Source organism: Micromonospora sp. NPDC047730, assembly GCF_043204765.1.
In the GTDB taxonomy this organism is placed as follows: domain Bacteria; phylum Actinomycetota; class Actinomycetes; order Mycobacteriales; family Micromonosporaceae; genus Micromonospora.
In genome coordinates, this window is sequence record NZ_JBIDCU010000003.1 from 286,404 (window position 1) to 313,365 (window position 26,962).

Annotated in this window: 28 protein-coding genes; 15 read left to right on the plus strand and 13 right to left on the minus strand. The window is 74.1% G+C overall.

What is annotated here, in order from left to right; genetic code table 11:
* Nucleotides 1-6: 6 nt before the first annotated feature.
* From ACGF5G_RS10625 to ACGF5G_RS10640, 4 genes are all read right to left on the minus strand, one after another.
* Nucleotides 7-636 (minus strand): PadR family transcriptional regulator, encoded by a 630-nt coding sequence (locus ACGF5G_RS10625; RefSeq protein ID WP_393261172.1) that lies wholly within the window; start codon nt 634-636, stop codon nt 7-9.
* Nucleotides 633-1,463 (minus strand): DUF4097 domain-containing protein, encoded by an 831-nt coding sequence (locus ACGF5G_RS10630; RefSeq protein WP_393261175.1) that lies wholly within the window; start codon nt 1,461-1,463, stop codon nt 633-635. Before ACGF5G_RS10630 ends, ACGF5G_RS10625 begins: the two co-directional genes overlap by 4 nt.
* 117 nt (nt 1,464-1,580) lie before the next feature.
* Entirely contained in the window at nt 1,581-2,624 is a 1,044-nt protein-coding gene (locus ACGF5G_RS10635) for a lysophospholipid acyltransferase family protein (RefSeq protein ID WP_393261177.1), read from the minus strand.
* Nucleotides 2,621-3,394 (minus strand): GNAT family N-acetyltransferase, encoded by a 774-nt coding sequence (locus ACGF5G_RS10640; protein ID WP_393261180.1) that lies wholly within the window; start codon nt 3,392-3,394, stop codon nt 2,621-2,623. Before ACGF5G_RS10640 ends, ACGF5G_RS10635 begins: the two co-directional genes overlap by 4 nt.
* 161 nt (nt 3,395-3,555) lie before the next feature.
* On the opposite strand from ACGF5G_RS10640, the gene ACGF5G_RS10645 reads away from it, so the two are divergent.
* From ACGF5G_RS10645 to ACGF5G_RS10675, 7 genes are all read left to right on the plus strand, one after another.
* Nucleotides 3,556-4,218 carry a hypothetical protein gene (locus tag ACGF5G_RS10645; protein ID WP_393261182.1) on the plus strand — a complete coding sequence of 221 codons (663 nt, stop codon included), beginning with the start codon at nt 3,556-3,558 and terminating at the stop codon, nt 4,216-4,218.
* Between the two features lie 130 nt (nt 4,219-4,348).
* Nucleotides 4,349-5,284, plus strand: coding sequence for an ABC transporter ATP-binding protein (locus tag ACGF5G_RS10650; RefSeq protein WP_393261184.1), 936 nt, complete (start codon nt 4,349-4,351; stop codon nt 5,282-5,284).
* On the plus strand, nt 5,281-6,093 hold the full coding sequence (locus tag ACGF5G_RS10655; protein ID WP_350703731.1) for an ABC transporter permease: 813 nt from the start codon (nt 5,281-5,283) through the stop codon (nt 6,091-6,093). The genes ACGF5G_RS10650 and ACGF5G_RS10655 overlap by 4 nt, the downstream gene beginning before the upstream one ends.
* A gap of 281 nt (nt 6,094-6,374) precedes the next feature.
* On the plus strand, nt 6,375-10,109 hold the full coding sequence (locus tag ACGF5G_RS10660; RefSeq protein ID WP_393261187.1) for a multifunctional oxoglutarate decarboxylase/oxoglutarate dehydrogenase thiamine pyrophosphate-binding subunit/dihydrolipoyllysine-residue succinyltransferase subunit: 3,735 nt from the start codon (nt 6,375-6,377) through the stop codon (nt 10,107-10,109).
* 136 nt (nt 10,110-10,245) lie between these two features.
* A complete protein-coding gene (locus ACGF5G_RS10665) occupies nt 10,246-10,425 on the plus strand; it encodes a DUF6104 family protein (protein WP_393261189.1) in 180 nt (59 codons plus the stop codon).
* 141 nt (nt 10,426-10,566) lie between these two features.
* Complete coding sequence (gene pta, locus ACGF5G_RS10670; protein ID WP_393261191.1) at nt 10,567-12,636, plus strand: phosphate acetyltransferase; 2,070 nt, start codon at nt 10,567-10,569, stop codon at nt 12,634-12,636.
* Nucleotides 12,637-12,756: 120 nt separating this feature from the next.
* The gene (locus ACGF5G_RS10675; RefSeq protein WP_393261193.1) at nt 12,757-13,875 is read left to right on the plus strand and encodes an acetate/propionate family kinase; all 1,119 of its coding nucleotides are present in this window, start codon (nt 12,757-12,759) and stop codon (nt 13,873-13,875) included.
* Between the two features lie 14 nt (nt 13,876-13,889).
* Here ACGF5G_RS10675 and ACGF5G_RS10680 read toward each other — a convergent pair whose 3' ends face one another.
* Nucleotides 13,890-14,060 (minus strand): hypothetical protein, encoded by a 171-nt coding sequence (locus ACGF5G_RS10680; RefSeq protein ID WP_350703739.1) that lies wholly within the window; start codon nt 14,058-14,060, stop codon nt 13,890-13,892.
* Between the two features lie 157 nt (nt 14,061-14,217).
* On the opposite strand from ACGF5G_RS10680, the gene ACGF5G_RS10685 reads away from it, so the two are divergent.
* The 3 genes from ACGF5G_RS10685 (at nt 14,218) to ACGF5G_RS10695 (ending at nt 16,858) form a co-directional block, all read left to right on the plus strand.
* The gene (locus ACGF5G_RS10685; protein WP_393261195.1) at nt 14,218-15,108 is read left to right on the plus strand and encodes an alpha/beta hydrolase family protein; all 891 of its coding nucleotides are present in this window, start codon (nt 14,218-14,220) and stop codon (nt 15,106-15,108) included.
* Nucleotides 15,109-15,188: 80 nt separating this feature from the next.
* On the plus strand, nt 15,189-15,719 hold the full coding sequence (locus tag ACGF5G_RS10690) for a nucleotidyltransferase domain-containing protein (RefSeq protein ID WP_393261197.1): 531 nt from the start codon (nt 15,189-15,191) through the stop codon (nt 15,717-15,719).
* A gap of 170 nt (nt 15,720-15,889) precedes the next feature.
* Nucleotides 15,890-16,858 (plus strand): alpha/beta hydrolase family protein, encoded by a 969-nt coding sequence (locus ACGF5G_RS10695; RefSeq protein ID WP_393261200.1) that lies wholly within the window; start codon nt 15,890-15,892, stop codon nt 16,856-16,858.
* Nucleotides 16,859-16,906: 48 nt separating this feature from the next.
* Here the strand turns inward: ACGF5G_RS10695 and ACGF5G_RS10700 are convergent, their stop codons facing one another.
* The 3 genes from ACGF5G_RS10700 to ACGF5G_RS10710 all read right to left on the minus strand — a co-directional run bounded on the left by ACGF5G_RS10700 (nt 16,907) and on the right by ACGF5G_RS10710 (nt 19,642).
* Entirely contained in the window at nt 16,907-17,869 is a 963-nt protein-coding gene (locus ACGF5G_RS10700) for a zinc-binding dehydrogenase (protein WP_393261203.1), read from the minus strand.
* Between the two features lie 106 nt (nt 17,870-17,975).
* On the minus strand, nt 17,976-19,151 hold the full coding sequence (locus ACGF5G_RS10705) for an NADP-dependent malic enzyme (RefSeq protein ID WP_393261205.1): 1,176 nt from the start codon (nt 19,149-19,151) through the stop codon (nt 17,976-17,978).
* Nucleotides 19,152-19,291: 140 nt separating this feature from the next.
* Nucleotides 19,292-19,642: a S24/S26 family peptidase gene (locus tag ACGF5G_RS10710; RefSeq protein ID WP_393261207.1), complete on the minus strand. Its 351-nt coding sequence runs from the start codon at nt 19,640-19,642 to the stop codon at nt 19,292-19,294.
* 85 nt (nt 19,643-19,727) lie between these two features.
* On the opposite strand from ACGF5G_RS10710, the gene sodN reads away from it, so the two are divergent.
* The 3 genes from sodN to ACGF5G_RS10725 are packed head-to-tail and all read left to right on the plus strand — an operon-like array spanning nt 19,728 to nt 21,145.
* The gene (gene sodN / locus ACGF5G_RS10715; protein WP_357462334.1) at nt 19,728-20,132 is read left to right on the plus strand and encodes a superoxide dismutase, Ni; all 405 of its coding nucleotides are present in this window, start codon (nt 19,728-19,730) and stop codon (nt 20,130-20,132) included.
* On the plus strand, nt 20,129-20,713 hold the full coding sequence (locus ACGF5G_RS10720) for a GNAT family N-acetyltransferase (RefSeq protein ID WP_393261210.1): 585 nt from the start codon (nt 20,129-20,131) through the stop codon (nt 20,711-20,713). The genes sodN and ACGF5G_RS10720 overlap by 4 nt, the downstream gene beginning before the upstream one ends.
* Before the next feature lie 24 nt (nt 20,714-20,737).
* Nucleotides 20,738-21,145: an ATP-binding protein gene (locus ACGF5G_RS10725; RefSeq protein ID WP_350703755.1), complete on the plus strand. Its 408-nt coding sequence runs from the start codon at nt 20,738-20,740 to the stop codon at nt 21,143-21,145.
* A gap of 54 nt (nt 21,146-21,199) precedes the next feature.
* Here the strand turns inward: ACGF5G_RS10725 and ACGF5G_RS10730 are convergent, their stop codons facing one another.
* Entirely contained in the window at nt 21,200-21,589 is a 390-nt protein-coding gene (locus ACGF5G_RS10730) for a hypothetical protein (protein ID WP_357698147.1), read from the minus strand.
* A 43-nt stretch (nt 21,590-21,632) separates the two neighbouring features.
* On the opposite strand from ACGF5G_RS10730, the gene ACGF5G_RS10735 reads away from it, so the two are divergent.
* Together ACGF5G_RS10735 and ACGF5G_RS10740 are read left to right on the plus strand one after the other, a co-directional pair.
* Nucleotides 21,633-22,583: a diacylglycerol kinase family protein gene (locus ACGF5G_RS10735; RefSeq protein ID WP_350703759.1), complete on the plus strand. Its 951-nt coding sequence runs from the start codon at nt 21,633-21,635 to the stop codon at nt 22,581-22,583.
* Between the two features lie 449 nt (nt 22,584-23,032).
* Nucleotides 23,033-23,290 carry a WhiB family transcriptional regulator gene (locus tag ACGF5G_RS10740; protein ID WP_007072794.1) on the plus strand — a complete coding sequence of 86 codons (258 nt, stop codon included), beginning with the start codon at nt 23,033-23,035 and terminating at the stop codon, nt 23,288-23,290.
* A 97-nt stretch (nt 23,291-23,387) separates the two neighbouring features.
* Here the strand turns inward: ACGF5G_RS10740 and ACGF5G_RS10745 are convergent, their stop codons facing one another.
* Genes ACGF5G_RS10745 through ACGF5G_RS10760 form a run of 4 tightly spaced genes read right to left on the minus strand, consistent with a single transcriptional unit; the run spans nt 23,388 to nt 26,843 of the window.
* Entirely contained in the window at nt 23,388-24,209 is an 822-nt protein-coding gene (locus tag ACGF5G_RS10745; RefSeq protein WP_393261213.1) for a sirohydrochlorin chelatase, read from the minus strand.
* On the minus strand, nt 24,191-24,976 hold the full coding sequence (locus tag ACGF5G_RS10750) for a phosphoadenylyl-sulfate reductase (protein ID WP_393261216.1): 786 nt from the start codon (nt 24,974-24,976) through the stop codon (nt 24,191-24,193). Before ACGF5G_RS10750 ends, ACGF5G_RS10745 begins: the two co-directional genes overlap by 19 nt.
* Nucleotides 24,973-25,131, minus strand: a complete 159-nt coding sequence (locus ACGF5G_RS10755; protein ID WP_350703763.1) for a hypothetical protein — start codon at nt 25,129-25,131, stop codon at nt 24,973-24,975. Before ACGF5G_RS10755 ends, ACGF5G_RS10750 begins: the two co-directional genes overlap by 4 nt.
* Complete coding sequence (locus tag ACGF5G_RS10760) at nt 25,128-26,843, minus strand: nitrite/sulfite reductase (RefSeq protein ID WP_393261219.1); 1,716 nt, start codon at nt 26,841-26,843, stop codon at nt 25,128-25,130. The genes ACGF5G_RS10755 and ACGF5G_RS10760 overlap by 4 nt, the downstream gene beginning before the upstream one ends.
* Nucleotides 26,844-26,962 lie beyond the last annotated feature (119 nt).

Sequence of the window (26,962 nt, forward strand, 5' to 3'; positions counted from 1 at the left end):
TCGTGATCAGCGCAGGAGCCGCCGCAGCCCGTCCAACGCGCCGTCGAGCAGCCGGATCGCCGTACGCAGCTGCGAATCGGTGAGCCTGCGGGCCCGCACCAGGGCGCCCACCTCGACGGCGAAGGCCGCCAGCCGCTGGTCGAACTCGGCGAGCGGCGTCGTTCCCGGCCCTGGGGCGGGGCCGGGGGCGGGGCCGGGGGCGGGCGCCGGACCGGGCGCCGGGGGCGTCCAGCGGGCCCGTCGGGTCTGCCGCGCCGCCTCGCGCAGCTCCCGCTTCAGGTCGCGGACCGAGCCGCGTACCTCGTCGCGGATCTCCCCGGCCAGCGCGGACAGGTCCTCGACCGAGGCCGCGATGTCCGACTCCAGGGCGGCCAGCTCGCCGGCCCGCTGGCGCAGCTCGGCCCGGCCGGCCTCGGTGATCTCGTAGACCTTGCGGCCGCCGACGGCGGTGTGGGTGACGAGCCCGTCGGCCTCCATCCGCTGCAGCCGGGGGTAGATGGTGCCGGCGCTGGGCGCGTAGTGGCCGAGGAACCGCTCCTCCAGCAGGCGGATCAGCTCGTAGCCGTGCTTCGGGCCGTCATCGAGGAGCTTGAGCAGGTAGAGCCGGAGCCGCCCGTGACTGAACACGGCGGTCACGGCAGCTCCCCTTCCTGGTCGTCCACCCGGCGGGCGAGCAGCGCGATGCTGCCCGAGGTGGCGGAAGCCCAGAGCTTACCCTCGCCCGCGCCGAGCACTCCCTCGCTGTCGACCACCGCCCCGGGGGCGGCGCTGCCCCGCACCTGGGCGAAGCCGCTGGTGATCCGGCCCGACGTGGTGTGCAGACGCACGGCGAGGTCGCTGTCCTCGCGGACGCGGACGGTGATGCCGCCGGAGATCGTGCTGAGCCGGATGTCGCTGCGTCGGGGGTTGTCCAGATCGCAGGTGATGGCGCCGGTGACGGTGGTCGCGCGCACCTGCCCGGCCGCGCTGTCGGCGACGGTCACCTCGCCCGAGACCGTCTCCAGGTCGAGGTCGCCGGACACGCCGAGCGCCTCGACCGGGCCCGACGTGGTCTTCGCCGACGTCGGGCCGCGCAGCCCCATCAGCGTGATCCGCCCCGCCGTCACCTCCACCCGGGTCCGGCCGCGCAGGCCCGACGCGACCAGCGAGCCCTCGACCAGTTCGAGGTCGGCCAGCACGTCGGCGGGGACCGCGACGGAGACGTCGACCCGGGCCAGCCGGGCCAGCGGCCCCACCCACCAGACGAACTCCGACCACCGCCGGCGCCGCTGCTGGCGTACGGAGAGCCGACCGTCCCGGTGCTCGACCAGGACCGGCCGGCGACCGACCCGGGTGACGTCGACCCGGGCTGGGCCGTCGGCGGCCACCACGTTGAGGCGGCCGCTGAGCAGGTGGACGTCCAGCCGGGTGACCGGCCCGTCCAGGGTGAGCCGCTGCGGGGCGTCCACGGTCCAGCCGGTCATCGGTCCTCCCTCCGGTGACGCGCCGACCCGGCGCGTACCACGGCAGGACACTAACGCGATACATCGCGATATGGCAAGCGAGGCCGCCGGACGGCGGACGGTCCTCGCCGGCGGGGGTCAGGCGGCCAGGTCGAGCCTCCGCTCCGGTCCGGCCGGCCCGGTGGGCGGCCCCGGTTCCGACGGCGCGGCGACCGGCGGGGACGGCACCGGCACGGCGACGGGCGCGGACAGCACCGGCGGGGACAGCACCGGCACAGGGACCGGCGCGGACAGCACCGGCGGGGACAGCACCGGCACGGGGACCGGCGCGCCCGGGGCCGCCGCCCCGGCCGGCGGTGGCACGAGGTGCACGGCCGACTCGGCCGTCCGGGCGAGCAGCCGACGGTCGGCGTCCCGCGCGGGGTGCAGCGCGGCGGAGACGGTCACCCGGACCTCCAGGTCGCGGGCGGCGAGCACCCGACCCAGCGAGCGGAACAGGTTGTCGTCGCCGACGAAGGCGGCGGCCGTGGTCGGCACGCCGGTCGCCGCGCACGTGTAGCCGATCCGTAGCGGCACCACCGGCGCCCCGGCGTCGATCGCCGCCTGGAACAGGGCCGGGCGGAACCCCCGGCCGGGGCGGCAGCCGACCGCGTCGGCGGCCCCGCACCACGTCGTACCCTCCGGGAAGACCGCCACCGGGCGGCCGGCGCGCAGGGTGGCGGCGACCCGGGCCACCGTCGCCGGCAGGTCGCGCGGCCGGGCCCGGTCGACCAGGACGGTGCCGGCCGCGGTCGCGAGCAGCCCGACCAGCGGCCAGGACCGCACCTCCCGCTTGGCCACCATCCGGGCCGGCGCGACGGCCAGCAGCGCCAGCACGTCCAGCCAGGAGACGTGGTTGGCCACCAGCAACGCCGGCCGCCGCGGCGCACGGCCGCGCACCACCAGGCGTACGCCGAGGGCGCGCAGCGCCCCCCGGGCCCAGCCGCGCACGGCCACGGCCCGCTCCCTCGCCGGCAGCACCGGCAGCAGCGCGGCCAGCACCGTGCCCGCCAACAGCATCCCGAGCACCGCCAGCAGCCGGGCCGCGCGCCGGGTCGCCGGCGCGGCGCCGGCCGCGTCGGCGACCGGGAGGCAGGCCGGCCCGCAGCCCGACGCGGGCAGCCAGAGAGGTGTCGCACTCACCGCTCGGCCCCGCCCAGGAAGTGCCGCAGGTAGCGGGGGTTCATCCGGTCCAGGGAGAAGAGCACGTAGAAGTCGGCCACCCCGAACTCCGGGTCGTACGCGGGTTCCCCGCAGACCCAGGCGCCGAGGCGCAGGTAGCCACGCAGCAGTGGCGGCAGCACGCCCCGCCCCGCCGGACCGTCGGCCGGCCCGGTCGTCGCGCCCGGCTCGGCGAACCAGGGGCGGCGTGGACGCACCCGCAGCGGCGGCGGGGCCAGGTGCCGGGCCCGGACCTCGTCCCACACCGCGGCGGCGGCCCCACCCCCGTCGGCCACCGGCACCGACGCGCAGCCGCCGAGCCAGCGCGACCCCCGCAGGTGCAGGTCGCGGGTGATGCCGGCCCACATCAGGTTGATAACGGCGCCGGAGCGGTGGTCGGGGTGCACGCAGGAGCGACCGGCCTCGACCAACTGCTCCCGGAGCGGGTCGAGCGCCGCGAGGTCGAACTCGGTCTCGGCGTACCGGCGGTCGGTGCGGCCCGGCGGGAGGAGCCGGTACGTGCCGACGACCTCGCCCGTGCTCTCCTGCCGGACGATCAGGTGGTCGCAGTACGGGTCGAACTCGTCGACGTCGCGTCCGGCGGCGTCGGGGCGGAGGGTGGCGCCGAGCTCGGTGGCGAACACCTCGTGACGGAGGCGTTGCGCGGCCGCGACCTCGCTCGGGTCGTCGGCGATCAGCAGGGTGTATCCGCTGGTCGTCAGGGGTGCGCCAGCGGCGTGCAGAACGGCCATGGCACCTGTGTAGGCGGCCCGGGTTGCCGGGCGTTGGGGTGAGGAGTGTCGATGAGGTGAACGGCGGTCGGCGACCCGTGGCGGGGCCGGCCGGCGGGCGTGCGAGGCTGCCGGGGGCGGGCCGGCGACGGGGCCGGACGCCGCGCCGCGGGAGGTGTCTGATGATCATCGAGTCGCGCCACAACGGGCCGCCCGGCTCGGGCAACGGCGGCTGGAGCGCCGGGGTCTTCGCCGCCGCGTCCGGCGCCCCGGGGCCGGTCGAGGTGACGCTGCGCCGCCCGCCCCCGCTGGAGACCCTGCTCACTCTCGTCGACGGGGAGGTCCGCGACCCGGAGGGCCTGGTCGTCGCCCAGGTCCGCCCCACGGAGGATCCCCGCGCGGTCGTGCCGCCGGTGGACCTGCCGGCCGCACGGGCCGCGTCGGCGGCGTACCCCGGACTGGTGGACCACCCCTTCCCGGGCTGCTACGTCTGCGGCCCGGACCGCCCCGACGGCCTGCGGATCTTCCCCGGCCGGCTGCCGGACGGCCGGACCGCCGCGCCGTTCCGCGCGCCGGAATCGGTCACCCCCGCCACGGTCTGGGCGGCGCTGGACTGCCCCGGCGGCTGGGCCGTCATCGCCCCCGGCCGACCGTACGTCCTCGGCCGGATCGCGGCGGTGGTCGCGGCGCTGCCCGAGCCGGGCGACGAGTGCGTGGTGACCGGCGCGATGGTCGACGGCGAGGGCCGCAAGGCGCTCGTGCACACCAGCCTGTACGCCCCCGACGGCACCCTCCTTGCCTGGGCCCGGGCGACCTGGATCGCCGTGTCGGCGGCCGGCGGGTAGTCGTTCCTGGGGAGGAGGGCCTCCTGCCTGAGGCGGAGGTGGATCTACGGAGCGCGCCTGATTGACCTCGTTGCGCCCGCCCGCCACGCTGTGTCACGGCGTACCCCGACGCCCCGCACGAAGGAGAGCAATGACTGACGGGCAGCGAAGCCCCACAAGTGACGGTCAGATCGTGGTGTCCGGCCTGACGAAGCAGTACAAGAACGTCCGGGCCGTGAACAATCTGTCCTTCACGGTCGAGCCGGGGCGGGTGACCGGGTTCCTCGGCCCCAACGGCGCCGGCAAGACCACCACCCTGCGCATGCTGCTGAACCTGGTCACCCCGACCGGCGGGCAGGCGACCATCAGCGGCCGCCGGTACGCCGACCTGACCGACCCGCTGCGGCACGTCGGCGCGGTGTTGGAGGCGTCCAGCGCGCACAAGGGCCGCACCGGGATCAACCACCTGCGGGTGCTCTGCGCGGCGGCGGGGCTGCCGAAGCAGCGGGCCGACGAGGCGCTGGCGCTGGTCGGGCTCACGCCGGCGGCGAACCGCAAGTTCAAGGGCTACTCGCTCGGCATGAAGCAGCGGCTCGGCATCGCCGCCGCGATGCTCGGCGACCCCCGGGTGCTGATCCTCGACGAGCCGGCCAACGGCCTGGACCCGGAGGGCATCCGGTGGATGCGCGGGTTCCTCAAGAACCTCGCGCACGAGGGCCGCACCGTGCTGGTCTCCAGCCACCTGCTGTCCGAGATGCAGCTGCTCGCCGACGACGTGGTGATCATCGCCGCCGGCCAGCTCGTCCGGCAGGGCACGGTCGAGCACGTGATCGGGTCGATGGCGCAGGGCATCCGGGTGCGCGTGCGCACCCCGCAGGCCGACGCGCTGACCGTGGCGCTGAAGGACGGCCCGGCCACCGTCGACGTCGACGAGCACGGCGCCCTGCTGGTGGGCGGGGTGGACGCCCCGACCGTGGGCCGGGTCGCCCTGGCCGCCGGCGTCGAACTACACGAACTGACCACGGAACGGCCCGACCTGGAACGGGTCTTCCTGGAGCTGACGGCCGGAAAGGCGGGCATCCGATGAACCTCGTCCGATCCGAGCTGCTCAAGATCCGCACCACCAGCACGTGGTGGTGGCTGGCCATCGGCGCGTTCCTGTCGATCGCGCTGGCGTTCGCGTTCAACGCCTGGGTCGCCGACGAGACGCTGAGCGGCAAGGGCGAGAGCCTGGGCGTCACCGGCGACATGGCGTCCGCGGCGGCGCAGGCCGCCAACCTCTACACCTCCGGGCAGTACCTGGGCCTGATGTTCGTGATGCTGATCGGCATCCTGATGGTCACCAACGAGTTCTTCCACCAGACGGCGACCACGACGTTCCTGTCCACGCCGCGGCGCACGTCGGTGATCCTCAGCAAGCTCGTCGCGGCGAGCCTGCTGGGCTTCGGGTTCTGGCTGGTGACCACCGTGATCGACCTGGCCGCCGGGGCGGTCTTCCTGTCGATCAACGACTACGGAACCCTGCTCGACGAGTGGGCCGTGCAGCGGGCGCTGCTGCTCAACCTGCTGGCGTACGCGATCTGGACGGTCCTCGGCGTGGGGATCGGCACGCTGATCACCAACCAGCTCGGCGCGGTGATCACCGCCGCGGTGCTCTACCTGGTCGGCACGCAGGTGGTGGGGCTGCTGTTCATGCTGCTGGCGAACGTGCTGGAGAACCAGGCCGTGGCCAAGTGGCAGGTGATCTGGCCGGCCGTCGCCTCGACCGTCATGGTCAGCGAGGGCCAGACGGACTTCACCCCCGAGTGGTGGGTCGGCGCGCTCGTGCTGATCGGCTACGCGGTGGTCAGCGGGGTGGTCGGCGTCGCGATCACCCGCCGGCGCGACATCTCCTGACGGGTTCGGAGGACGGGGGGCGGGGGTGGTGCCGGGCACCACCCCCGCCCCCGTCGTACCGGGCGACGGCGACACGACGGGCCTTACCAGCAGTCGGCGGAACACGCAGCGTTTGGCCAACTTCTGGCATCTTCTGTGAAACGGACCACGCAGCGGAGGCGGAAATGCCTGCGGCATCCGCACGGCGTAGCCTGGGAGCCGTCTCGTGGGCGCTCGCAGACAGGGCGGCACGGGGACACCGCGTGACACACAAACCCGCGTGAAAGAGGCGATTACCGGCCGTGTCGACCCAGCAGACTTCGCAGGAGAACCCACTGGCGGGTTTCGGCCCGAACGAGTGGATCGTCGAGGAGATGTACCAGCGCTACCTCGCCGACCCCACCAGCGTCGATTCGGCCTGGCACGACTTCTTCGCGGACTACCGTCCGGCGCCCGGCGCCGGCACGCCCCGCGCCGAGCAGCAGGCCCCGAAGCCGGCCGCCAAGCCGGAGCCCGCCGGGCAGCAGGAGGCGACCACCACGGTCGCGCAGCCGGCCGCCGCCAAGCCGGCGGAGAAGAAGCCGGAGGCCAAGCCGGAGAAGCCGGCCGCCAAGGCCGCCCCGGCCAAGCCGGCCGCGAAGGCCGCCCCGGCCAAGCCCGCGCCGACCAAGCCGACCGCCACCGGCCCGCAGACCACGCCGCTGCGCGGCGTGGCGGCGAAGATCGTCCAGAACATGGACGCCTCGCTCGCCGTGCCGACCGCCACCAGCGTGCGCGCCGTCCCGGCCAAGCTGCTGGTCGACAACCGCATCGTGATCAACAACCACCTCACCCGTGGGCGCGGCGGCAAGGTCAGCTTCACCCACCTCATCGGGTACGCGATGGTCCGGGCGCTGGTCGCCCACCCGGAGATGAACAACTCCTTCGCCGAGGTCGACGGCAAGCCGGTCATGGTCCGGCCCGAGCACGTCAACCTGGGCATCGCGATCGACCTGGTCAAGCCCGACGGCAGCCGCAACCTGGTGGTCCCGTCCATCAAGGGCTGCGAGCAGATGGACTTCCGGCAGTTCTGGCAGGCGTACGAGGACGTGGTCCGGCGCGCCCGCCGCAACGAGCTGACCATGGAGGACTACTCCGGCACCACGATCTCGCTGACCAACCCCGGCGGCATCGGCACCGTGCACTCGATGCCGCGGCTCATGCAGGGGCAGAGCGCGATCATCGGCGTCGGCGCGATGGAGTACCCGGCCCCCTACCAGGGCATGTCCGAGGCCACCCTGGCCGAGCTGGCGGTCAGCAAGGTCATCACCCTGACCAGCACGTACGACCACCGGATCATCCAGGGCGCGCAGTCCGGCGAGTTCCTCAAGGTCATGCACGAGCTGCTGCTGGGTGAGCACGGCTTCTACGACCAGATCTTCACCTCGCTGCGGATCCCGTACGAGCCGGTGCGCTGGATGCGCGACGTCGCGGTCAACAGCGAGGGCCAGATCAACAAGACCGCCCGGGTGCACGAGCTGATCCACGCCTACCGGGTGCGCGGGCACCTGATGGCCGACACCGACCCGCTCGAGTTCGAGATCCGCAAGCACCCGGACCTGGACGTCCTCCAGCACGGGCTGACCCTGTGGGACCTGGACCGCGAGTTCCCGGTCAACGGCTTTGCCGGCAAGCAGCGGATGAAGCTGCGCGACATCCTCGGCGTGCTGCGCGACTCGTACTGCCGCCGGGTCGGCATCGAGTACATGCACATCCAGGACCCGGAGGAGCGGCGCTGGATCCAGGAGCGGATCGAGCGCAAGTACGAGAAGCCGTCCCCGGACGAGCAGAAGCACGTGCTCAACCGGCTCAACGCCGCCGAGGCGTTCGAGACCTTCCTGCAGACCAAGTACGTCGGGCAGAAGCGCTTCTCGCTGGAGGGCGGCGAGTCGCTGATCCCGCTGCTCGGCGAGGTGCTGGAGGCGTCCGCCGAGGGCGGGCTGGACGAGGTCGTCATCGGCATGGCCCACCGCGGCCGGCTCAACGTGCTGGCGAACATCGTCGGCAAGCCGTACGAGAAGATCTTCTCGGAGTTCGAGGGGCACCTGGACCCGCGCTCCACGCAGGGCTCCGGCGACGTGAAGTACCACCTCGGTCAGAACGGCAAGTTCACCACGCCGGACGGCGACCACTCGGTCAAGGTCTCGGTGGTGGCGAACCCGTCGCACCTGGAGGCCGTCGACCCGGTGCTGGAGGGCATCGTCCGGGCCAAGCAGGACCGGATAGACCTCAAGCTGGAGGGCTACACCGTGCTGCCGCTCGCGGTGCACGGCGACGCCGCCTTCGCCGGCCAGGGCGTGGTGGCCGAGACGCTCAACCTCTCCCAACTGCGCGGCTACCGCACCGGCGGCACCGTGCACGTGGTGGTCAACAACCAGGTCGGCTTCACCACCGCCCCGGAGTACAGCCGCTCCAGCCTCTACAGCACCGACGTCGCCCGGATGATCCAGGCGCCGATCTTCCACGTCAACGGCGACGACCCCGAGGCCGTGGTCCGGGTCGCCCGGCTGGCCTTCGAGTACCGGCAGGCGTTCAACAAGGACGTCGTCATCGACATGGTCTGCTACCGCCGGCGCGGGCACAACGAGGGCGACGACCCGTCGATGTCCAACCCGCAGATGTACAAGATCATCGACTCGAAGCGGTCCGTCCGGAAGCTCTACACCGAGGAGCTGATCGGGCGCGGCGACATCACCGTGGAGGATGCGGAGGAGCTGCTGCGCGACTACCAGTCGCAGCTGGAGCGGGTCTTCAAGGCCACCCGCGACGCGGCCACCATGCCGCGCCAGCTCAGCCGCCCCAAGCGGGAGGACGAGCCGGAGCCGCAGGTGGAGACCGCCACCGACGCCGGCGTCGTCAGGGCCATCGGCGAGGCGCACGTCAACCTGCCGGAGGGCTTCACCCCGCACAAGCGGATCCAGCAGCTGCTCGACCGGCGGGCCAAGATGTCCGTCGAGGGCAACATCGACTGGGGCTTCGGCGAGATCATCGCGTTCGGCTCGCTGCTGCACGACGGGGTCACCGTCCGGCTCGCCGGTCAGGACTCCCGCCGGGGCACCTTCGTGCAGCGGCACGCCGCCGTGGTCGACGCCGAGACCGGCCAGGACCACCTGCCCCTGCAGTCGCTGACCGGCGACGGCGAGCGGTCCCGGTTCTTCGTGCACGACTCCCTGCTCAGCGAGTACGCGGCGATGGGCTTCGAGTACGGCTACTCGGTGGAGAACATCAACGCGCTGGTCTGCTGGGAGGCGCAGTTCGGCGACTTCGTCAACGGCGCCCAGTCGGTGATCGACGAGTTCATCTCCTCGGGCGAGGTGAAGTGGGGCCAACGCTCCGCCGTCACCCTGCTGCTGCCGCACGGCCACGAGGGCCAGGGCCCGGACCACACCTCCGGCCGCCCGGAGCGGTTCCTGCAGATGTGCGCCGAGGACAACATGCGGGTGGCCATCCCGACCACCCCGGCGAACTACTTCCACCTGCTGCGGCGCCAGGCGCTCTCGCCGAAGCGCAAGCCGCTGGTGGTGTTCACGCCGAAGTCGCTGCTGCGGCACAAGCTCTGCGTCTCCTCCGTCGAGGAGTTCACCACCGGCACCTTCCAGCCGGTGCTGCGCGACCCGGGCGCCCCGGCGCCGGAGTCGGTGAAGCGGGTGCTGCTCTGCTCGGGCAAGGTCTACTACGACCTGTTCCAGGCCCGGCAGGAACGCGGCATCACCGACACCGCGATCATCCGGCTGGAGCAGCTCTACCCGATGCCGGTGGAGGAGATCCGGGCCGCGCTGGCGGCGTACCCGAACGCCGAGGACTACGCCTGGGTGCAGGAGGAGCCGGCCAACCAGGGCGCCTGGTCGTTCGTCGCGCTCAACCTGCTGGAGCACCTGGCCGACGTCCGGCTGCGCCGCATCTCCCGCCCGGCCGCGGCCGCCCCGGCCGTCGGCTCGGCGAAGATGCACGACGTCGAGCAGACCGCCCTGATCGAGGCGGCTCTCCCCCGCCCGTGACCTGAGCACCGCACCGACAACCGGGGCAGGGACCGTCGCGCTGACGGTCTCTGCCCCGTCGGCGTCCCGGCCGGCGTCCGTCCCGGATGGCCCGAACGCCCACACACAGCAGACCGACGAGCGAGGAACGGACAGCATGTACTTCACGGACCGTGGGATCGAGGAACTGGTGCAGCGGCGGGGCGAGGAGTCCGTCAGCGTCGAGTGGCTCGGCGAGCGCCTCCGCGACTTCGTCGACCTGAACCCCGAGTTCGAGACCCCGATCGAGCGCCTCGCCACCTGGCTCGCCCGCCTCGACGACGAAGACGACGAGTAATCCGACCCGTCACCTTGCGTTGATCATGAGGTTGTTGTCGCGACACGCCGAGGCGGGCGACAACAACTTCATGATCAATGGCCCGGGCGGGTGGGGCTAAGGTCCCGGGTCGGGGGAGGCGCGATCTTTTAGGGTGGGTGCGTGGCTCGGAGTGTGTACCTGACCAGCGTGGGATCCGGCGGTGGCAAGTCGACCGTCGCGCTCGGGCTGGCGGAGCTGTTGTCCCGGCAGGTCGAGCGGATCGGCGCGTTCCGGCCGCTGGTCGGCGGGCACGGCCCCGACCCGATCCTCGCCCTGCTCAGCGACCGGTACCGGATCGGGCTGCCGCTGGCCGACCTCAGCGGCACCACGTACGCCGAGGCCACCGCGCTGGTCGCCGACGGGCGGCGGGAGGAACTGATCGCCGACATCGTCACGCGCTACCGGGAGGTCGAGCGGCGCTGCCCGGCGGTGGTCGTGGTGGGCAGCGACTTCGCCGACGGCGGCGACGGCGCCGGGCCCCGCGAGCTGGCCTTCAATGCCCGGCTGGCCACCGAGTTCGGCAGCGTGGTGGTGCCCGTGGTCGACGGCTTCGGGCAGGAGCCGGCGGCGATCGCGGCGGCGGCGCGCGGGGCGTACCACGATCTGGAGGACCTCGGGGCCACGGTGCTGGCGGTCGTCGCCAACCGGGTGCCCGGCCCGATGGCCCTGCCGGACCTGCCGGTCCCCGCGTACGCCATCCCGGAGGTGCCGACCGTGTCGGCGCCGACGGTGGCCGAGGTGGCGGCGGCGCTCGGCGCCACGCTGCTGGCCGGGGACGACGACGCGCTCGGCCGCGACGTGCTCGACTACGTGGTCGGCGCGGCGCACGTGCCGACGCTGCTGGACCACCTGACCGAGGGCGCCCTGGTGATCATGCCGGGCGACCGGGACGACCTCCTGATCGGCACGAGCGCGGCGCACGTGGCCGGCCAGGTCTCGCTGGCCGGCCTGGTGCTCACCCTCGGCGAGCAGCCGGACCCACGGGCGATGCGGCTGGTGGAGGCGCTGAAGCCCGGCCTTGCGGTGCTCTCGGTGCCCAGCGACAGCTACGACACGGTGGCCGCGTCCAGCCGGATCGAGGGCCGCCCCAGCGCGGCCAACCCGCGCAAGGTGGAGGCCGCGCTCGGCGCGTTCGAGCGCTGCGTGGACACCGACGACCTGGCCCGCCGGCTGCGGGTCAGCCGCTCCGGGCGGGTCACCCCGCTGATGTTCGAGAACGACCTGATCGACCGGGCCCGGGCGCGGCGCCGGCACCTCGTGCTGCCCGAGGGGGCGGAGGAGCGGATCCTGCGGGCGACGGAGATCCTGCTGCGCCGGGGCGTCGCCGACATCACCCTGCTCGGGCGTCCCGACGACGTCGTGCGGCGGACCCGCGAGCTGGGCATCGACATCACCGGCGCGCGGGTGGTCGACCCGGTCACCAGCGAGTGGCGCGACGAGTTCGCCGTCGAGTACGCGAAGCTGCGCGCCCACCGGGGGGTCACCGCCGAGCTGGCGCACGACATCGTCGCCCAGCCGAACTACTTCGGCACCCTGATGGTGCAGACCGGGCACGCCGACGGGATGGTCTCCGGGGCGACCCACACCACCGCCGCCACGATCCGGCCGGCCTTCGAGATCATCCGTACGGTGCCGGGGGTCTCGGTCGCCTCCAGCGTCTTCTTCATGCTGCTGGCCGACCGGGTGCTGGTCTACGGCGACTGCGCGGTCAACCCCGACCCGGACGCCGCCCAGCTCGCCGACATCGCCATCTCCTCGGCGGACACCGCCGCCCGGTTCGGCATCGAGCCGCGGGTCGCCATGCTCTCCTACTCCACCGGCAGCTCCGGGGCGGGCGCCGACGTGGAGAAGGTCGCGGCGGCCACGAAACTGGTCCGGGAGCGCCGCCCCGACCTGCTGGTCGAGGGGCCGATCCAGTACGACGCGGCGATCGACCCGGCGGTCGCGGCGACGAAGCTGCCCGGCAGCACGGTCGCCGGCCGGGCCACGGTCTTCGTCTTCCCCGACCTGAACACGGGCAACAACACGTACAAGGCGGTGCAGCGCTCCGCCGGGGCGGTGGCCGTCGGGCCGGTGATGCAGGGCCTGCGCCGGCCGGTGAACGACCTGTCCCGGGGAGCCACCGTGCCGGACATCGTGAACACCGTGGCGATCACCGCCATCCAGGCCGCGGCCGAGGAGTCGTCATGAGCGAGCGAAGCGAGCGAATCAGCAGGCTCAGGGCGACGGTGCCTCATGGCGGCACGCAGCGAAGCGGAGTGTCGTCATGAGTGCCCGGGTCGGCCCGGCCGCCGCCGGAAGGAGGCGCCCGTGAGCCGGGTGCTCGTGCTCAACTGCGGATCGTCGTCGGTGAAGTACCGGCTCTTCGACGGCGACCGGGTGCTCGACAGGGGCACCGTGGAGCGGGTCGGCGAGCCGGGCGGCGGCCCGGCCGACCACGAGACCGCCGTCCGGGAGATCCTCGCCGGGCTCGACCTGGCCGGGCTGGCCGCCGTCGGGCACCGGGTGGTCCACGGCGGCAAGCGGTTCGGCGAGCCCGTCCTGCTCGACGACGCGGTGCTCGCCGCGATCCGCGACCTGATCCCGCTCGCGCCGCTGCACAACCCCGCCAACCTGACCGGCATCGAGGTCGCCCTGGCCGCGCTGCCGGACGTGCCGCAGGTCGCCGTCTTCGACACCGCGTTCCACACCACGCTGCCCGAGGCCGCCGCGACCTACGCGGTCGAGCGGGACACCGCCGAGCGGTACGGCATCCGGCGGTACGGGTTCCACGGCACCTCGCACGCGTACGTGTCCCGGCGCGCCGCCGAGCTGCTCGGCCGCCCGTACGCGGAGGTGAACACGATCACCCTGCACCTGGGCAACGGGGCCAGCGCCTGCGCGGTCGCCGGCGGCCGGAGCGTGGCCACCTCGATGGGGATGTCCCCGCTGGAGGGCCTGGTGATGGGCACCCGCAGCGGCGACCTCGACCCGACCGTCATCTTCCACCTGCGCCGGGAGGGCGGGCTCTCCGTCGACGAGATCGACGACCTGCTCAACCACCGCAGCGGCCTGCTCGGGCTGACCGGCGCCAACGACATGCGCGAGGTCCTCGGGCGCCGGGCGGACGGCGATCCGGCGGCCACGCTCGCCTTCGACGTCTACTGCCGGCGGATCACCGGCTACGTCGGGGCGTACTACGCGCTGCTCGGGCGGGTGGACGCGATCGTCTTCACCGCCGGAGTCGGCGAGCACGCCGCGCCGGTGCGCGCCGCCGCGCTGGCCGGCCTGGACCGGCTCGGCATCGCGGTGGACCCGGAGCGCAACGCCGGCAGCGGCGACCGGGTCATCTCCCCTGAGGGTGCCGAGGTGACGGTCTTCGTCCTCGGCACCGACGAGGAGCGCGAGATCGCCCTCCAGACGCGGGCCGTGGTCGGCGCCGCCGGCTGACCCGGGCCCGGGCGTCAGCTCAGGGCGAGCCAGGCGAGAAGGGCGACCAGTACGACCGCGACCGCCCCGGCGCCGACGAGCAGCGGCGTGCGGGAGGCGCCGGCCGGCGCCTCGGGCTCGGCGGTGTTGGCGAAGGCGCGGAACGCCGCGGTGTTGCCGCTCGGGTCCGTGTGGTTCTCAGGCATGCCGGTGACCCTAGCCAAGTCGCTACCGCCCCGTCGTCCGTCACGCGCCGCCCGACTCCAGGTCGGGCCGGCCGGTGGACGGGATCCGCCCGGCCGACGGGAGTGTCCGGCCGGACGGTGGGGACGGTCCGGACGACCCGGCACCTACCGTGGAACGGTGGGGGTGAAGCGGCTGGTCGCCGTGCTGATGACGGCGCTGCTGGCGGGCTGCGCGCCGGCCACCGCCGCGCCCGGGAGCGGCGCGCCGCCGGGCCGTCCGGCCCCCGAGACGACGTACGCCGTCGGGGTGCGGACGTTCACCGTCGACCCCACCTCGGCTCGGCCGCTCCCGGTGACCGTCTGGTACCCGGCGGACGGGGACGCGGTGGCGGCGGGCCGGTTCCCGGTGGTGGTCTACAGCCACGGGCTGCACAGCCTTCCCGAGCTGCACGCCGGGCTGACCAGGCGCTGGGCCGCCGCCGGCTTCGTGGTGGCCGCCCCGGCCTACCCGCACACCCGGCGCGGGGCGCCCCGGTTCAGCCGCGCCGACGTACGCCACCAGCCGGCCGACGGCTGGCGCCTCGTCCGGCACCTGGTGCGGCTCGACGCCCGGCGCGGTGACCCGCTCGCCGGGCACCTCGACGTCACCCGGTTCGCCGCCGCCGGCCACTCGGCGGGCGGCTTCACCACGGCGGGGATGTTCACCTCGGGACGGTCGGGGCGGCTGCGGGCCGGCATCGTCATCGCCGGCGGCGGCATGGCGGGCAGTTTCGCCGGCCCGGCGGCGCCGCTGCTGTTCGTGCACGGCACGGCCGACCCGATCGTGCCGGCGTCGGTCGGCCGGGCCGCGTACGACCGCACGACCGGCCCGGCCGCCTTCCTGAGCCTGCTCGGTCAGGGCCACGGCGAGTACCTGACCCCGGGGCGGCCCGGCTTCGACCAGGTCCTCGCCACCACCACGGACTTCCTCCGCTGGACCCTCTACGGTGACCCGGACGCCGGCCGGCGCCTGCCCGGCGGCGCCCGCTCCCCCGGCGTGACGGCGTTCGAGACCCGCCCCGCCCGCTGACCGCCGCACCGGCCGCCCTGGACGCCTCCGGTACGGGTGACGCTCTGGCGCGGCGGGGGCCGCCGGGCTACCGTGCGGCCGTGGACGGTCTGGCGGGGCGACAACTCGACGGCATCGCCGAGCTGGCCGGGCTGGCGTCGGCAGCCGGCGTCGAGGTGTGGCTGCGGGGCGGCTGGGCGATGGACTTCCACCTGGGCGAGGTGACCCGGCCGCACGTCGACGTCGACTGGTACTGCTGGCGCGCCGACGCGGAGCGGCTGGCCGGCCTGCTGCGGGCGCACGGCTGGCGGCCAGACCCGAGGATGCCGGTCCACCTCCAGCTCGACCTGATCCGCGACGACGTCGAGGTGAGCGTCGCGTACCTGGCGCGGGACGCGGCCGGCCGGGTGGTGGTGGGCGCCGGCCCGTGGGCGGGCACCCCGCTGCCCGACGGCATGCTGACCGGTCCGCCCGGCCGGATCGGCCCGCTGGCCGTCCCGGTGATCTCGGTGGCCGCCCAGATCGAGTTCAAGGAGATGTTTCCCGTCTGGATGCCGGGGCGCCCCCGCCGCCCCAAGGACGCCGCCGACCTGGCGCGCCTGCGCGCCGCCGTCGCCGACGCCCGTTCGTGACCGGTTGACGCCCGGGCGACCGGCGAACCGGGCGACCGGGCTCGCCTCGGTCGCGCGTCCGGCACCCGAGTCGGACGAGCCGCCACGAGCCGGCACGAGCCGGTCACGCGGCCGGTGCGCTGCGTCGATCCCGGGTGGGGCGGGTGGCGCGGCGAGGCACAATCGGAGCCATGTCGCGTCGCGCCACCCCCGCTCTGCTCGCCACGGCCCTGCTCGCCGCCGGTCTGGTCGGCTGCTCCGCCGACGCCGGTCCGGTCGCCCGCCCGGCCGCTCCCGTCGAATCGCCGAAGGCGAGCACCCCGGCGCCGCTGGTGCCCGCCGGCACCGCCCCCGAGAAGGCGTTCGCCGTCGGCGTACGACAGCTCGAGCTGAACCGCGACGGGGACCGGCCGCTGCCGGTGACCGTCTGGTACCCCGCGGCCGGGGAGGCCGGCGGGCAGCCGGAGCGCTCAGCGGCGGCCGCGAGGGGGAAGTTTCCCGTCGTCATGTTCAGCCACGGCCTGAACGGGCGGCCGGCCGACTACGAGAAGCTGCTGACCCGCTGGGCTGCGGCCGGGTTCGTGGTGGCCGCCCCGACCTTCCCGCACACCGCGCGGGGCGGCGACGGCAACGTGCTCGACGTGCTCAACCAGCCCGCCGACGTGTCGTACGCGCTCACCCAGGTGCTCGCCCTCGACGGCCGGAGCGGCGACCCGCTGCGCGGCCGGCTGGCCACCGACCGGGTGGCCGCGGCCGGGCACTCGGCCGGCGGGGTGACCACGATCGGCCTCTTCACCGCCGGCCGCGACGAGCGGCTGGACGCCGGCGTGGTCTTCGCCGGCACCGCGCTCGGTGTCGGCACCGCCTTCGCGGGCGCCGCCGCGCCGCAGCTCTTCGTGCACGGCGAGGCTGACGAGGTGGTCGAGTACGCCGCCGGCAAGGCCGCCTACGACAAGGTGCCCTGGCCGAAGGCCATGCTGAGCCTGCCGAAGGGCGACCACGGCCGGGCCCTGCTCAGCGACGGCGACGCCCTGCGGGTGGTCTCCGACACCACGGTCGAGTTCCTGCGCTGGTCCCTCTACGGCGACGAGGCCGCCAAGCGCCGCATCCCCACCGACGCTGCCCGCCACGACATCGCCACCCTCGACAACCGCCTCTGAGCGGCCGCGCCCCGCCGGACGGCGAGCGGGCGCGGCCGCCGGGGGCCGTCAGGCGGTGTGGTCGACGACGACCTTGCCGAAGACGTCGCCGGAGTGCAGGCGGGCGAAGGCGTCGGCGACCCGGCTGAACGGGACGACCGTGTCCACCACCGGGCGCACCCCCCGCTCGGCGCAGAACGCGAGCAGGGCGGACAGCTCGTCGGGGGTGCCCATCGAGGTGCCCAGGATCTCCAGCTGCATGGCGAAGACCCGGCGCAGGTTGACCTTCGGCTCGTGCCCGGCGGTCGCGCCGGAGACCACGATCCGGGCCATCGGCGCGGCGGACTTCAGCGAGTGGTCGAACGTGGCCGCCCCGACCGTCTCGATCACCACGCCGACCCGCTCGGGCAGCCGCGCGCCGGGCTCGACGGCGGTGGCGCCCAGCTCGGCGATCCGCTCCCGCTTGCCGGCGTCGCGGCTGGTCGCGTACACCCGCTTGCCCATCGCCGCGGCGAGCGCGACGGCCGCGGTCGCCACGCCGCCCCCGGCGCCCTGGACCAGCACGGCGTCGGCGTCGTCGACCCGACCCACGGTGGTCAGCATCCGCCACGCGGTCAGCCAGGCGGTCGGCAGGCAGGCCGCGTCCGTCGCCGCCAGGCCCGCCGGCAGCGGCACCAGGTTGGACCGGGGCACGGCGACCCGCTCGGCCAGCGTGCCGGGGAAGTGCTCGGAGAGGATGGAGACGCCGCGCGGGTCGCCCGGGGTGGCGACCACCGGGTAGACGACGACCTCGTTGCCGTCCGGGTCCACCCCGACGGCGTCGCAGCCGAGGATCATCGGCAGTTGCTCCGCGCGCAGCCCCACGCCGCGCAGCGACCAGAGGTCGTGGTGGTTGAGGGAGCTGGCCCGCACCTGCACGGTCACCCAGTCGTCGGCCAGGTGGGTGGGCTCGGGCTGCTCGCCGACGGTGAGCGCGGCGAGCGGGTTGGCGTCGTCGAGGCGGGAGGCGAAGGCGGCACGCATGATCGGCACGGTAACAAGCCGAACGGCCGACAAGAAGGGCTGCTCGCCGTGCAACGGGTGTAAGGAAGGGCCCCTTCCTATCGCATAGCGATAGGAAGGGGCCCTTCCTTACACCTCAGCGGGTGACGCCGTCGCGGCGGGCGGCCTCGGCGACCGCCTCGGCCACCGCGGGGGCGACCCGGGGGTCGAGCGGGGACGGGACGATCGCCTCGGCGGTGAGCGACTCGGCCACGACGCCCGCGATGGCGTCGGCGGCGGCCACCTTCATGCCGTCGGTGATGCGGGTGGCCCGGGCGTCCAGCGCGCCCCGGAACACGCCCGGGAACGCCAGCACGTTGTTGATCTGGTTGGGGTAGTCGCTGCGGCCGGTGGCGACGACGGCCACGTGCCGGGCGGCCACCTCGGGGTGTACCTCGGGCGTCGGATTGGCCAGCGCGAAGACGATGCCCCCCGCCGCCATGCCCGCCACCGCCTGCTCCGGGATCTGCCCGCCGGAGACGCCGATCAGCACGTCCGCGCCGCGCAGCGCCTCGGCGATGTCGCCCTCGCGGCCGTCGGCGTTCGTCATCGCGGCCAGCTCGGCCTTCGTGCCGGTCAGCCCGGCCCGGTGCCGGCCGATGATGCCCTTGGAGTCGCAGACCACCACCTGGTCCGGGTCCACGCCGCCGGCGACCAGCATCTTCGTCACCGCCACCCCGGCGGCGCCGGCGCCGCTGACCGCCACCCGCAGGTCGCCGAGCTTGCGGTTGAGCAGGGTGGCGGCGTTGCGCAGCGCGGCGAGCACGACGATCGCGGTGCCGTGCTGGTCGTCGTGGAAGACCGGGATGTCCAGGGCCTCGTCGAGCCGGCGCTCCACCTCGAAGCAGCGCGGGGCGCTGATGTCCTCCAGGTTGATCCCGCCGAACGACGGCGCCAGCGCCCGCACCACCGCGACGATCTCGTCCACGTCCTGCGTGTCCAGGCAGACGGGCACGGCGTCGACGCCGGCGAACTGCTTGAACAGCACCGCCTTGCCCTCCATCACCGGCAGCGCCGCGCGCGGGCCGATGTTGCCCAGCCCGAGTACGGCCGAGCCGTCGGTGACGACGGCCACGGTGTGCGCGGCCCAGGTGTAGTCGTCGGCGACGCTCGGGTCGGCGGCGATCGCCTCGCAGACCCGGGCCACCCCCGGGGTGTACGCGAGGGAGAGGTCCTCCCGGCTCGTCAGCGGGACGGTCGAGGCGATGGCCATCTTGCCGCCCCGGTGCAGCCGGAAGACGGGATCAGCGGGGTCCACGGTGGACGATGACATGGTGACTCCAGGATCTGTCGAGCAGACGGAGCGGCCGGCGCGGGCGCGAGGTGAGGCGCCCAGCGGCGACACGCGGTGCGGGGGTCACCCGGGCACGCCCCGAGCATAGTGTCGCCACCATCACCCGGATGTGAGCGGGGTCATAACCGACGCCGACGCACCCGTCCGGGGCGGGGCCAGTAGCGCGCCACCACCCGGCCCCGCACGTCGGCCACCCCGTACGCCCGGGAGTCGTCGGTGACGAGGTCGTTGTCGCCGGCCAGCCACCAGCCGCCGTCCTCGGCGCGGACCGCGCGCTTGACCACGAGCAGCTCGGGGCGGCTGCGGAACACCGCGACCACGACGTCGCCGGGGCGGACGGCCCGCCCGCCGGGGCGGACCAGCACCGCGTCGCCGTGCCGCAGCGTGGGCGACATGGACGGACCGGTCACCAGCACGGCGGTCAGCGGCCACCGCAGCCGGGGTGCCCCTGCCGGGTGAGCCGCCCCCATCGGTTTCACCTCCACCCGGCCTCTCGGCACGCGTCCAGGAGTAATGTCGTGTTGGATCATCGCAAACTTCCCATGGAGGATCCTGATGCGACTTCCACGCATCCTTACGCCCCGCGTGACCGCCAGCGCCCACTGCGACCTGCCCTGCGGCGTCTACGACCCGGCCCAGGCCCGGATCGAGGCCGAGTCGGTGAAGGCGATCTGCGAGAAGTACCAGGCCAACACCGACCCGGAGTTCCGCACCCGCGCCATCCTGATCAAGGAGCAGCGCGCCGACCTGGTGAAGCACCACCTGTGGGTGCTCTGGACCGACTACTTCAAGCCGGCCCACTTCGAGAAGTACCCGCACCTGCACCAGCTCTTCAACGAGGCCACCAAGCTGGCCGGCGCCGCCGGCGCGAAGGGCGGCACCGACCCGGCCAAGGCCGACGAGCTGCTGCAGAAGATCGACGAGATCTCCAAGATCTTCTGGGAGACCAAGAAGGCGTGAGCCTCGCCGGCCCGCCGACGATCCGGCCGGCACGTCCCGGGGACGTGCCGGCCGTCGTCGCCATGGTGCACGAGCTGGCGGCGTACGAACGCGCCGCCGACGAGTGCCACCTCACGGAGGAACAGCTCACCGCCGCCCTGTTCGCGTCTGCTCCAGGTCGCGGCGCGGCGTCGGACGCGCCGAGCTGGAGCAGTCGTGGCCCGGCCCCGGCGCTCTACGGGCACGTGGCCGTCGACGCCGACGACGAACCGGTGGGCTTCGCGCTGTGGTTCCTCAACTTCTCCACCTGGGCCGGGGTGCACGGCATCTACCTGGAGGACCTCTACGTCCGCCCGGCCGCCCGGGGCACCGGCGCGGGGCGGCTGCTGCTGGCGACCCTCGCCGCGATCTGCGTGGAGCGGGGCTACCAGCGGCTGGAGTGGTGGATGATCGACTGGAACCCGGCCGCCGGCTTCTACGCCTCGATCGGGGCGCGGCAGATGTCCGAGTGGGTCCCCTACCGGCTCAGCGGGGACGCCCTGGCCGGCCTGGCCGCGCAGGCACGTGGCGGCCCCCACACGTCCGGGCGACCGAGCGGGTAGAGTCCCCGACCGGGGGGATGAGTGGTGACTCAACTGACCGGGCAGCCGACGACCGACGACGACGTCGTGCACCTCACCGTGCCCGCGGACGGGGGCTACCTCGGGGTGTTGCGCACCGCCACCGCCGGGCTCGCGGCGCGGCTCCAGTTCGCCCTCGACGAGATCGAGGACCTGCGCATCGCCGTGGACGAGGCGTGCGCCATGCTGCTCGCCATCGCCACCCGCGACGCCGAACTCGACTGCCGGTTCGCGGTCACCGACGACGCGCTCACCGTCGAGGTGACGGTGCCGACCGTCCGGGGCGCCACGCTGCCGGCGGAGTCGTCGTTCGCCTGGAAGGTGCTCACCGCGCTCACCACGTCGGCGTCCGCGAGCGCCGCCGACGGCCGGGCCACCATCTCGTTGCTCACCCGGCGCGCCTCCGGATACTGAGCCGCCCGTCCCCGGCGGTGCGCCGCCGGGCGCTCCGGCACCGCCAGCGGGGCGTCACTCGAAGCCGAGGGCCCGCGTGGTCGGGGTGCTCACCAGCAGCGCGGTGACGCCGAGACCGAGCGCCATCAGTGGTACGCCGAGCCAGGCCACCCCGCCCTGGACCATGAACCACCCCACCGGCAGCAGCATGAGCTGGAGCACGATCGCCGGGGCGCGGGCGCCCGCCCGGCGTCGGGCCAGCGCGCCGCCGAGCGCCCAGAGCGCCGCCGCCGCACCGACCGCGAACGCGGTCACCAGCAACGCCGAGGTGAGGTCGGTGGTGGTGGCGGTGAGATCGGCCCAGACCAGCCACGCGGCGACCAGCCCCACGGCGACCGCCTCGCCCCACAGCAGCCGGACCGCCCAGCGGAGGGTGACGGGAATCGGGTCCGAGTCGATGGTCACGCGCGCCACGATACCCGGGCTGCCGCGCGGTACAGTGCCGCCCATGCGGGCCGTCCTGGTGGTCAATCCGAAGGCCACCACCACGAGCGAGCGCAGCCGGGACGTGCTGGTCCGGGCGCTGCGCAGCGAAGTCGACCTCTCCGTGCGCTACACCCGGCGACGCGGGCACGCGACCGACCTCGCCCGGGAGGCGGCCGAGGAGGGCGTCGACGTCGTCGTCACGCTCGGTGGCGACGGCACGGTCAACGAGGTGGTCAACGGCCTGATGACGGCCGAGCCGCCGACCATGCCGGGCGCCGCCTCGCCGGCCGAGCGGCTGCCCGCCCTGGCGACCGTGCCCGGGGGCTCGACCAACGTCTTCGCCCGGGCGCTCGGCCTGCCCAGGGACTGGCCGGACGGGGCCAGCATGATCCTGGAGGGCCTGCGGCTGGGCCGGTACCGGACCATCGGGCTCGGCCGCGCCGACGACCGCTACTTCACCTTCTGCGCGGGCTTCGGCGTCGACGCGGCGGTCATCCACCGGGTGGAGCAGGCCCGGCGGCGGGGCCGGGTCTCCACCCCCGCGCTCTACTTCCGCGCCACGGTCGCCCAGTACTTCCTCAACTCCGACCGTCGGCATCCGGCGATCAGCCTGGAGCGGCCGGGCGAGCCGGCGGAGGGCGAGCTGGCCACGGTCATCATCCAGAACACCGCGCCGTGGACGTACCTGGGCGACCGGGAGGTCAACCCGAACCCGGAGGCGTCGTTCGACCTGGGCCTGGACGTGCTGGCGCTGCGGCAGCTCCGGGTCGCCAGTACGACACGGACGGTGACGCAGTTCTTCGCCCGGACGCCCGACCCGCACGGCCGCCAGGTGCTGCGGCTGCACGACGTCGCGGAGTTCACCCTGCTCTCGGCCCGCCCACAGGCGTTCCAGCTCGACGGCGACTACCTCGGCGAGCGGGAGAAAGTCAGATTCACATCCATTCCCGCCGCACTGAGAGTAATCTGCTAGGTCTCGGGTACTGCCGTAGGTCGACGCGGCGACGACCGCACCGACCGGAGCGGCCGCCACACCGAGAGGCAGGTGCCGGAAATGTCAGCAATGTCACGCGGACTGTACTATATTGATCCTCGGCTGTGGTACGCCGGGTAACCGGGAAGACGCCGGAATCCGGACAAATGGGTTGTGGGCTTGCTCACCGCCTGGAGTTTTTCCGAGCGCCACCCTTGACATCCCGAGCGTTCGTGAAAGTATTCACAAGCGAACTTGAGTTACCGGGACATTGCCTGGATATGCTCGGCAGGTTGAGCTGTTCCAGCAGGTCCGCGGGGCCAACAACAGCCTGCTCACGCACTGCCGAATAAGCGGACGCGAACCGTCACCGTCGGCGCTGCGGATGCATATAGGAAAAGCACCAAAGCAATATCTGCCACCCACCCAGAATGAGGAGTGTTGCCGCCATGGACTGGCGTCACCATGCTGTCTGCCGCGACGAGGACCCGGAGCTGTTCTTCCCGATCGGGACGTCCGGACCGGCTCTCCTGCAGGTCGAGCAGGCCAAGGCCGTCTGCCGGCGCTGCTCCGTGACCGACCAGTGCCTGCAGTGGGCGCTGGAGTCCGGTCAGGACGCTGGCGTCTGGGGCGGGATGAGCGAGGAGGAGCGGCGCGCCGTGAAGCGCCGCGGTGGCCTCCGGGTGCTGCGCGCTCACTCCGCCTGATCCCACGCACCACAGCTGCACGCCCCGGCCGGGTCCGCCCGCCGGGGCGTCTCGCTGTCCGCACCCCGCTCACCTACCCACCGGGGCGCCTTTCCGATCACGGTCGGGCCGTGACCCCGGCCACCCCGACGGCGGCGTCGACCCGCCGCAGGACCACGTCGGCCAGCTCCGGGGCGTCGGTCAGCGGGGCGGACACCGCCACCGCGCCGGCCTCCCGCGCCGCCCCGGCCACGGCGTCGTGGAAGAGGCCGGGAGCCAGGAAGTAGGCCGACACCGCCACCCGCCGGGCGCCCCGGGCACGTAGCCGGGCCACCGCCGCGTCGACGGCCGGCGGGGCGGCCGAGGCGTACGACACCCGGGTGGGCACCCCGAGACCGGCGCGCAGCGCGGCGGCCACCCGCCCCACCGACCCACGCGCCCGGGCGTCCCGCGTGCCCGCGGCGGCGAGCACCAGCCCGTCGAACCGCCCCGGCTCCGCCTCGCCCAACCGCCGCCGCAGGCCGGCCAGCAGCCCGCCGTCGACCTCGCCGCCGGCGGGGCCGAGCACGTCGGTCACCCGTACCGCGATCGGCGGCCCCGCCGCGTGGGCCGCCGCCACCGCCGCCGGGATGTCCACCCGCCGGTGGTACGCGGCGGTGAGCAGCAACGGCACCAGCACCGCCCGGGGATGCCCGGCGTCGGCCAGGTCCCGCAGCACCGCGGCCGGTCCCGGCTCGGTGTGGTCCAGCCAGCTCGCCAGCACCGGCGTGCCGGGCCGGGCAGCCGACACCGCCCGGGCCAGCGCCAGGGTCGCCTCGGCGGCCCGCGGATCCCGGCTGCCGTGGGCGACCAGGACCACGGGGTCGGCCGCCCCCCACTGCCCGGGCGCCCCCGGTGCGGGAGCGGCCGGGCCCGGCCCGGTCAGACGTGCAGGCCGCACTCGGTCTTCTCGAACATGGCCCACCGGCCGGCCCGCGGGTCCTCCCCCGCCTTCGTGCGGCGGGTGCAGGGCCAGCAGCCGATCGAGCCGTAGCCCTGCCTGAACAGCTCGTTCACCGGCACGTTCCAGCGGGCGACGTAGGCGTCCACGTCCGCCTGCCGCCAGGCCGCGATCGGGTTGACCTTGACCTTGCCCCGGCGGGCGTCGAAGGTCACCACCGGCGTGTTCGCCCGGGTCGGCGACTCGTCCCGACGCAGCCCGGCGGCCCAGGCGTCGTACCCGGCCAGCGCCCGCTCCAGCGGCTCGACCTTCCGGAGCTGGCAGCAGTCGTCGGGGGACTTGTTGAACAGCCGGGGGCCGTACTCGCCGTCCTGCTGGCCGACGGTCAGCCGCGGCCGGATCGACCGGACGTTCACCGGCAGCGTCCGGGCCACCTCGTCGCGGACCCTCAGCGTCTCCGGGAAGTGCAGGCCGGTGTCGAGGAAGACCACGTCCACCCCGGGGGCGACCCGCGAGACCAGGTGGGCCAGCACGGCGTCGGCCATCGAGCTGGTGACGCAGAACCGGTCGCCGAAAGTCGCGGTCGCCCAGCGGGCGATCTCCAGCGCGGGCGCACCCTCCAACTCCCGCCCGGCCTCCTCGGCCAGCGCACGCAGCTCGTCCGGGTCGCGACGCGCCGGGTCGGCCGGCTTCGGGCCGCCGACACCGACCAGGCCCAGGCCCGCCGCGGAGACGAGGCCCGACGGATCGCCCGTGCCCCCGCTCACCGGGCCACCGCCCGGCCGAGCAGGCCGGTGAACCTCACCGAGAACACCCGGGCGCAGGCGTGGCACTCCCAGGCGCCGTGGCCGGCCTCGCTCGGCCGCAGGTCCTCCTCGCCGCAGTAGGGGCAGTACAGCGGCGCGGAACGGGTCTCGCTCATCGGAGTTCCTCCTCGTCGACCCTGATCACCCAGTTGGCGAACGTCTCGCCCGCTTCCCGCCCGGCCAGGTAGCGCCGGGCGAGGCGTTCCACGTACTCCGGAAGCTCCTCGGCGGTGGTCTTCAGGCCGCGCAGCTTGCGGCCGAAGCCGGCGGTCTGTCCCTCGGCCATGCCGAGCCCGCCGCCGAGGTGGACCTGGAAGCCCTCCACCTGGCGACCGTCCGGGCCGACCACCAGCTGGCCCTTCAGGCCGATGTCGGCGACCTGCGTGCGGGCGCAGGCGTTGGGGCAGCCGTTGAGGTGGATGGAGATGTCGGCGTCGAAGTCGCGCAGCCGCTCCTCCAGCCGGGCCACCAGTTCCTCGCCCCGGGCCTTGGTCTCGACGATGGCCAGCTTGCAGTACTCGATGCCGGTGCACGCCATGGTGCCGCGCCGCCAGGCCGACGGCTGCGCCTCCAGCCCGATCTCCCGCAGCGCCCGCACCAGCGCGTCGGTCCGCTCCGGCGCCACGTCGAGCACCAGCAGCTTCTGGTACGGGGTGAGCCGCACCCGGTCGCTGCCGTGCGCCTCGACGACCTCGGCCAGCCGCGTGAGCTGCCCGCCGGAGACCCGCCCCACCACCGGGGCGGCGCCGACGTAGTTGCGCCCGTCACGCTGCGGGTGCACGCCGATGTGGTCCACCGGCTTGTCGGGCAGCTGGGGGGCCGGCCCGTCGAGCAGGGCGCGGCCCAGGTACTCCTTCTCCAGCACCTCGCGGAACTTCGGCACGCCCCAGTCGGCGACGAGGAACTTCAGCCGTGCGCGGTTGCGCAGCCGGCGGTAGCCGTAGTCGCGGAAGATGCCGACCACGCCGGCCCAGACGTCCGGCACCTCGGCCAGCGGCACCCAGACGCCGAGCCGCTGGGCCAGCATCGGGTTCGTGGCCAGCCCGCCGCCCACCCAGACGTCGAAGCCCGGGCCGTGGTCCGGGTGGTCCACGCCGAGGAACGCGATGTCGTTCGTCTCGTAGGGCGTGTCGGCCAGCCAGGAGATGGAGGTCTTGAACTTGCGCGGCAGGTTGGAGAACTGCTTGTCGCCCACGTACCGGCGGACGATCTCGTCGAGCGCCGGCGTCGGGTCGACCAGCTCGTCGCGGGCGACGCCGGCCACCGGGCTGCCCAGCACGACCCGGGGGCAGTCGCCGCACGCCTCGGTGGTCTGCAGGCCGACGGACTCCAGCCGGCGCCAGATCTCCGGCACGTCCTCGACCCGGATCCAGTGGTACTGGATGTTCTGCCGGTCGGTGATGTCGGCGGTGTCCCGGGCGAACTCGCGGGAGATGTCCGCCACCACCCGCAGCTGCGCCAGGTTGAGCTCGCCCCCGTCCACCCGGACCCGGAGCATGAAGAACTCGTCCTCCAGCTCGTGCGGCTCCAGCACGGCCGTACGCCCGCCGTCGATGCCCGCCTTGCGCTGGGTGTAGAGGCCCCACCAACGGAACCGGCCGCGCAGGTCCTGCGGGTCGATCGAGGCGAACCCGTGGTGGGCGTAGATGTTCTCGATCCGGGCCCGTACGTTCAGCGGGTCGTCGTCCTTCTTGATCCGCTCGTTGGCGTTGAGCGGCTCGCGGTGGCCGAGCGCCCACTGGCCCTCGCCGCGCGGGCGGCGCGGGGTCCGGGCCGGTCGGGGGGCCGTCGGATCGCCGGCCCGGGCCGGGATGCTGCTGACCGCCATGGCGGCGTCCTCCGTTGTCTGAGGTGCCTCGGGATGCGCGGGCGCGGCGGCCGGCCCGTCGGAACGGGCTGGGGACAACGGTGTCGGAACAGCCGGCGCGGGGGCGCGCCCGAGACAGA

Excerpts from the sequence above, each read along its gene's own strand:
- ACGF5G_RS10630 (WP_393261175.1), bottom strand. The coding sequence starts at position 1,463 with ATGACCGGCTGGACCGTGGACGCCCCGCAGCGGCTCACCCTGGACGGG.
- ACGF5G_RS10640 (WP_393261180.1), bottom strand. The coding sequence starts at position 3,394 with ATGGCCGTTCTGCACGCCGCTGGCGCACCCCTGACGACCAGCGGATAC.
- ACGF5G_RS10645 (WP_393261182.1), top strand. The coding sequence starts at position 3,556 with ATGATCATCGAGTCGCGCCACAACGGGCCGCCCGGCTCGGGCAACGGC.
- ACGF5G_RS10650 (WP_393261184.1), top strand. The coding sequence starts at position 4,349 with ATGACTGACGGGCAGCGAAGCCCCACAAGTGACGGTCAGATCGTGGTG.
- ACGF5G_RS10655 (WP_350703731.1), top strand. The coding sequence starts at position 5,281 with ATGAACCTCGTCCGATCCGAGCTGCTCAAGATCCGCACCACCAGCACG.
- ACGF5G_RS10665 (WP_393261189.1), top strand. The coding sequence starts at position 10,246 with ATGTACTTCACGGACCGTGGGATCGAGGAACTGGTGCAGCGGCGGGGC.
- ACGF5G_RS10680 (WP_350703739.1), bottom strand. The coding sequence starts at position 14,060 with ATGCCTGAGAACCACACGGACCCGAGCGGCAACACCGCGGCGTTCCGC.
- ACGF5G_RS10695 (WP_393261200.1), top strand. The coding sequence starts at position 15,890 with ATGTCGCGTCGCGCCACCCCCGCTCTGCTCGCCACGGCCCTGCTCGCC.
- ACGF5G_RS10705 (WP_393261205.1), bottom strand. The coding sequence starts at position 19,151 with ATGTCATCGTCCACCGTGGACCCCGCTGATCCCGTCTTCCGGCTGCAC.
- ACGF5G_RS10710 (WP_393261207.1), bottom strand. The coding sequence starts at position 19,642 with ATGGGGGCGGCTCACCCGGCAGGGGCACCCCGGCTGCGGTGGCCGCTG.
- sodN (WP_357462334.1), top strand. The coding sequence starts at position 19,728 with ATGCGACTTCCACGCATCCTTACGCCCCGCGTGACCGCCAGCGCCCAC.
- ACGF5G_RS10735 (WP_350703759.1), top strand. The coding sequence starts at position 21,633 with ATGCGGGCCGTCCTGGTGGTCAATCCGAAGGCCACCACCACGAGCGAG.
- ACGF5G_RS10740 (WP_007072794.1), top strand. The coding sequence starts at position 23,033 with ATGGACTGGCGTCACCATGCTGTCTGCCGCGACGAGGACCCGGAGCTG.
- ACGF5G_RS10755 (WP_350703763.1), bottom strand. The coding sequence starts at position 25,131 with ATGAGCGAGACCCGTTCCGCGCCGCTGTACTGCCCCTACTGCGGCGAG.
- ACGF5G_RS10760 (WP_393261219.1), bottom strand. The coding sequence starts at position 26,843 with ATGGCGGTCAGCAGCATCCCGGCCCGGGCCGGCGATCCGACGGCCCCC.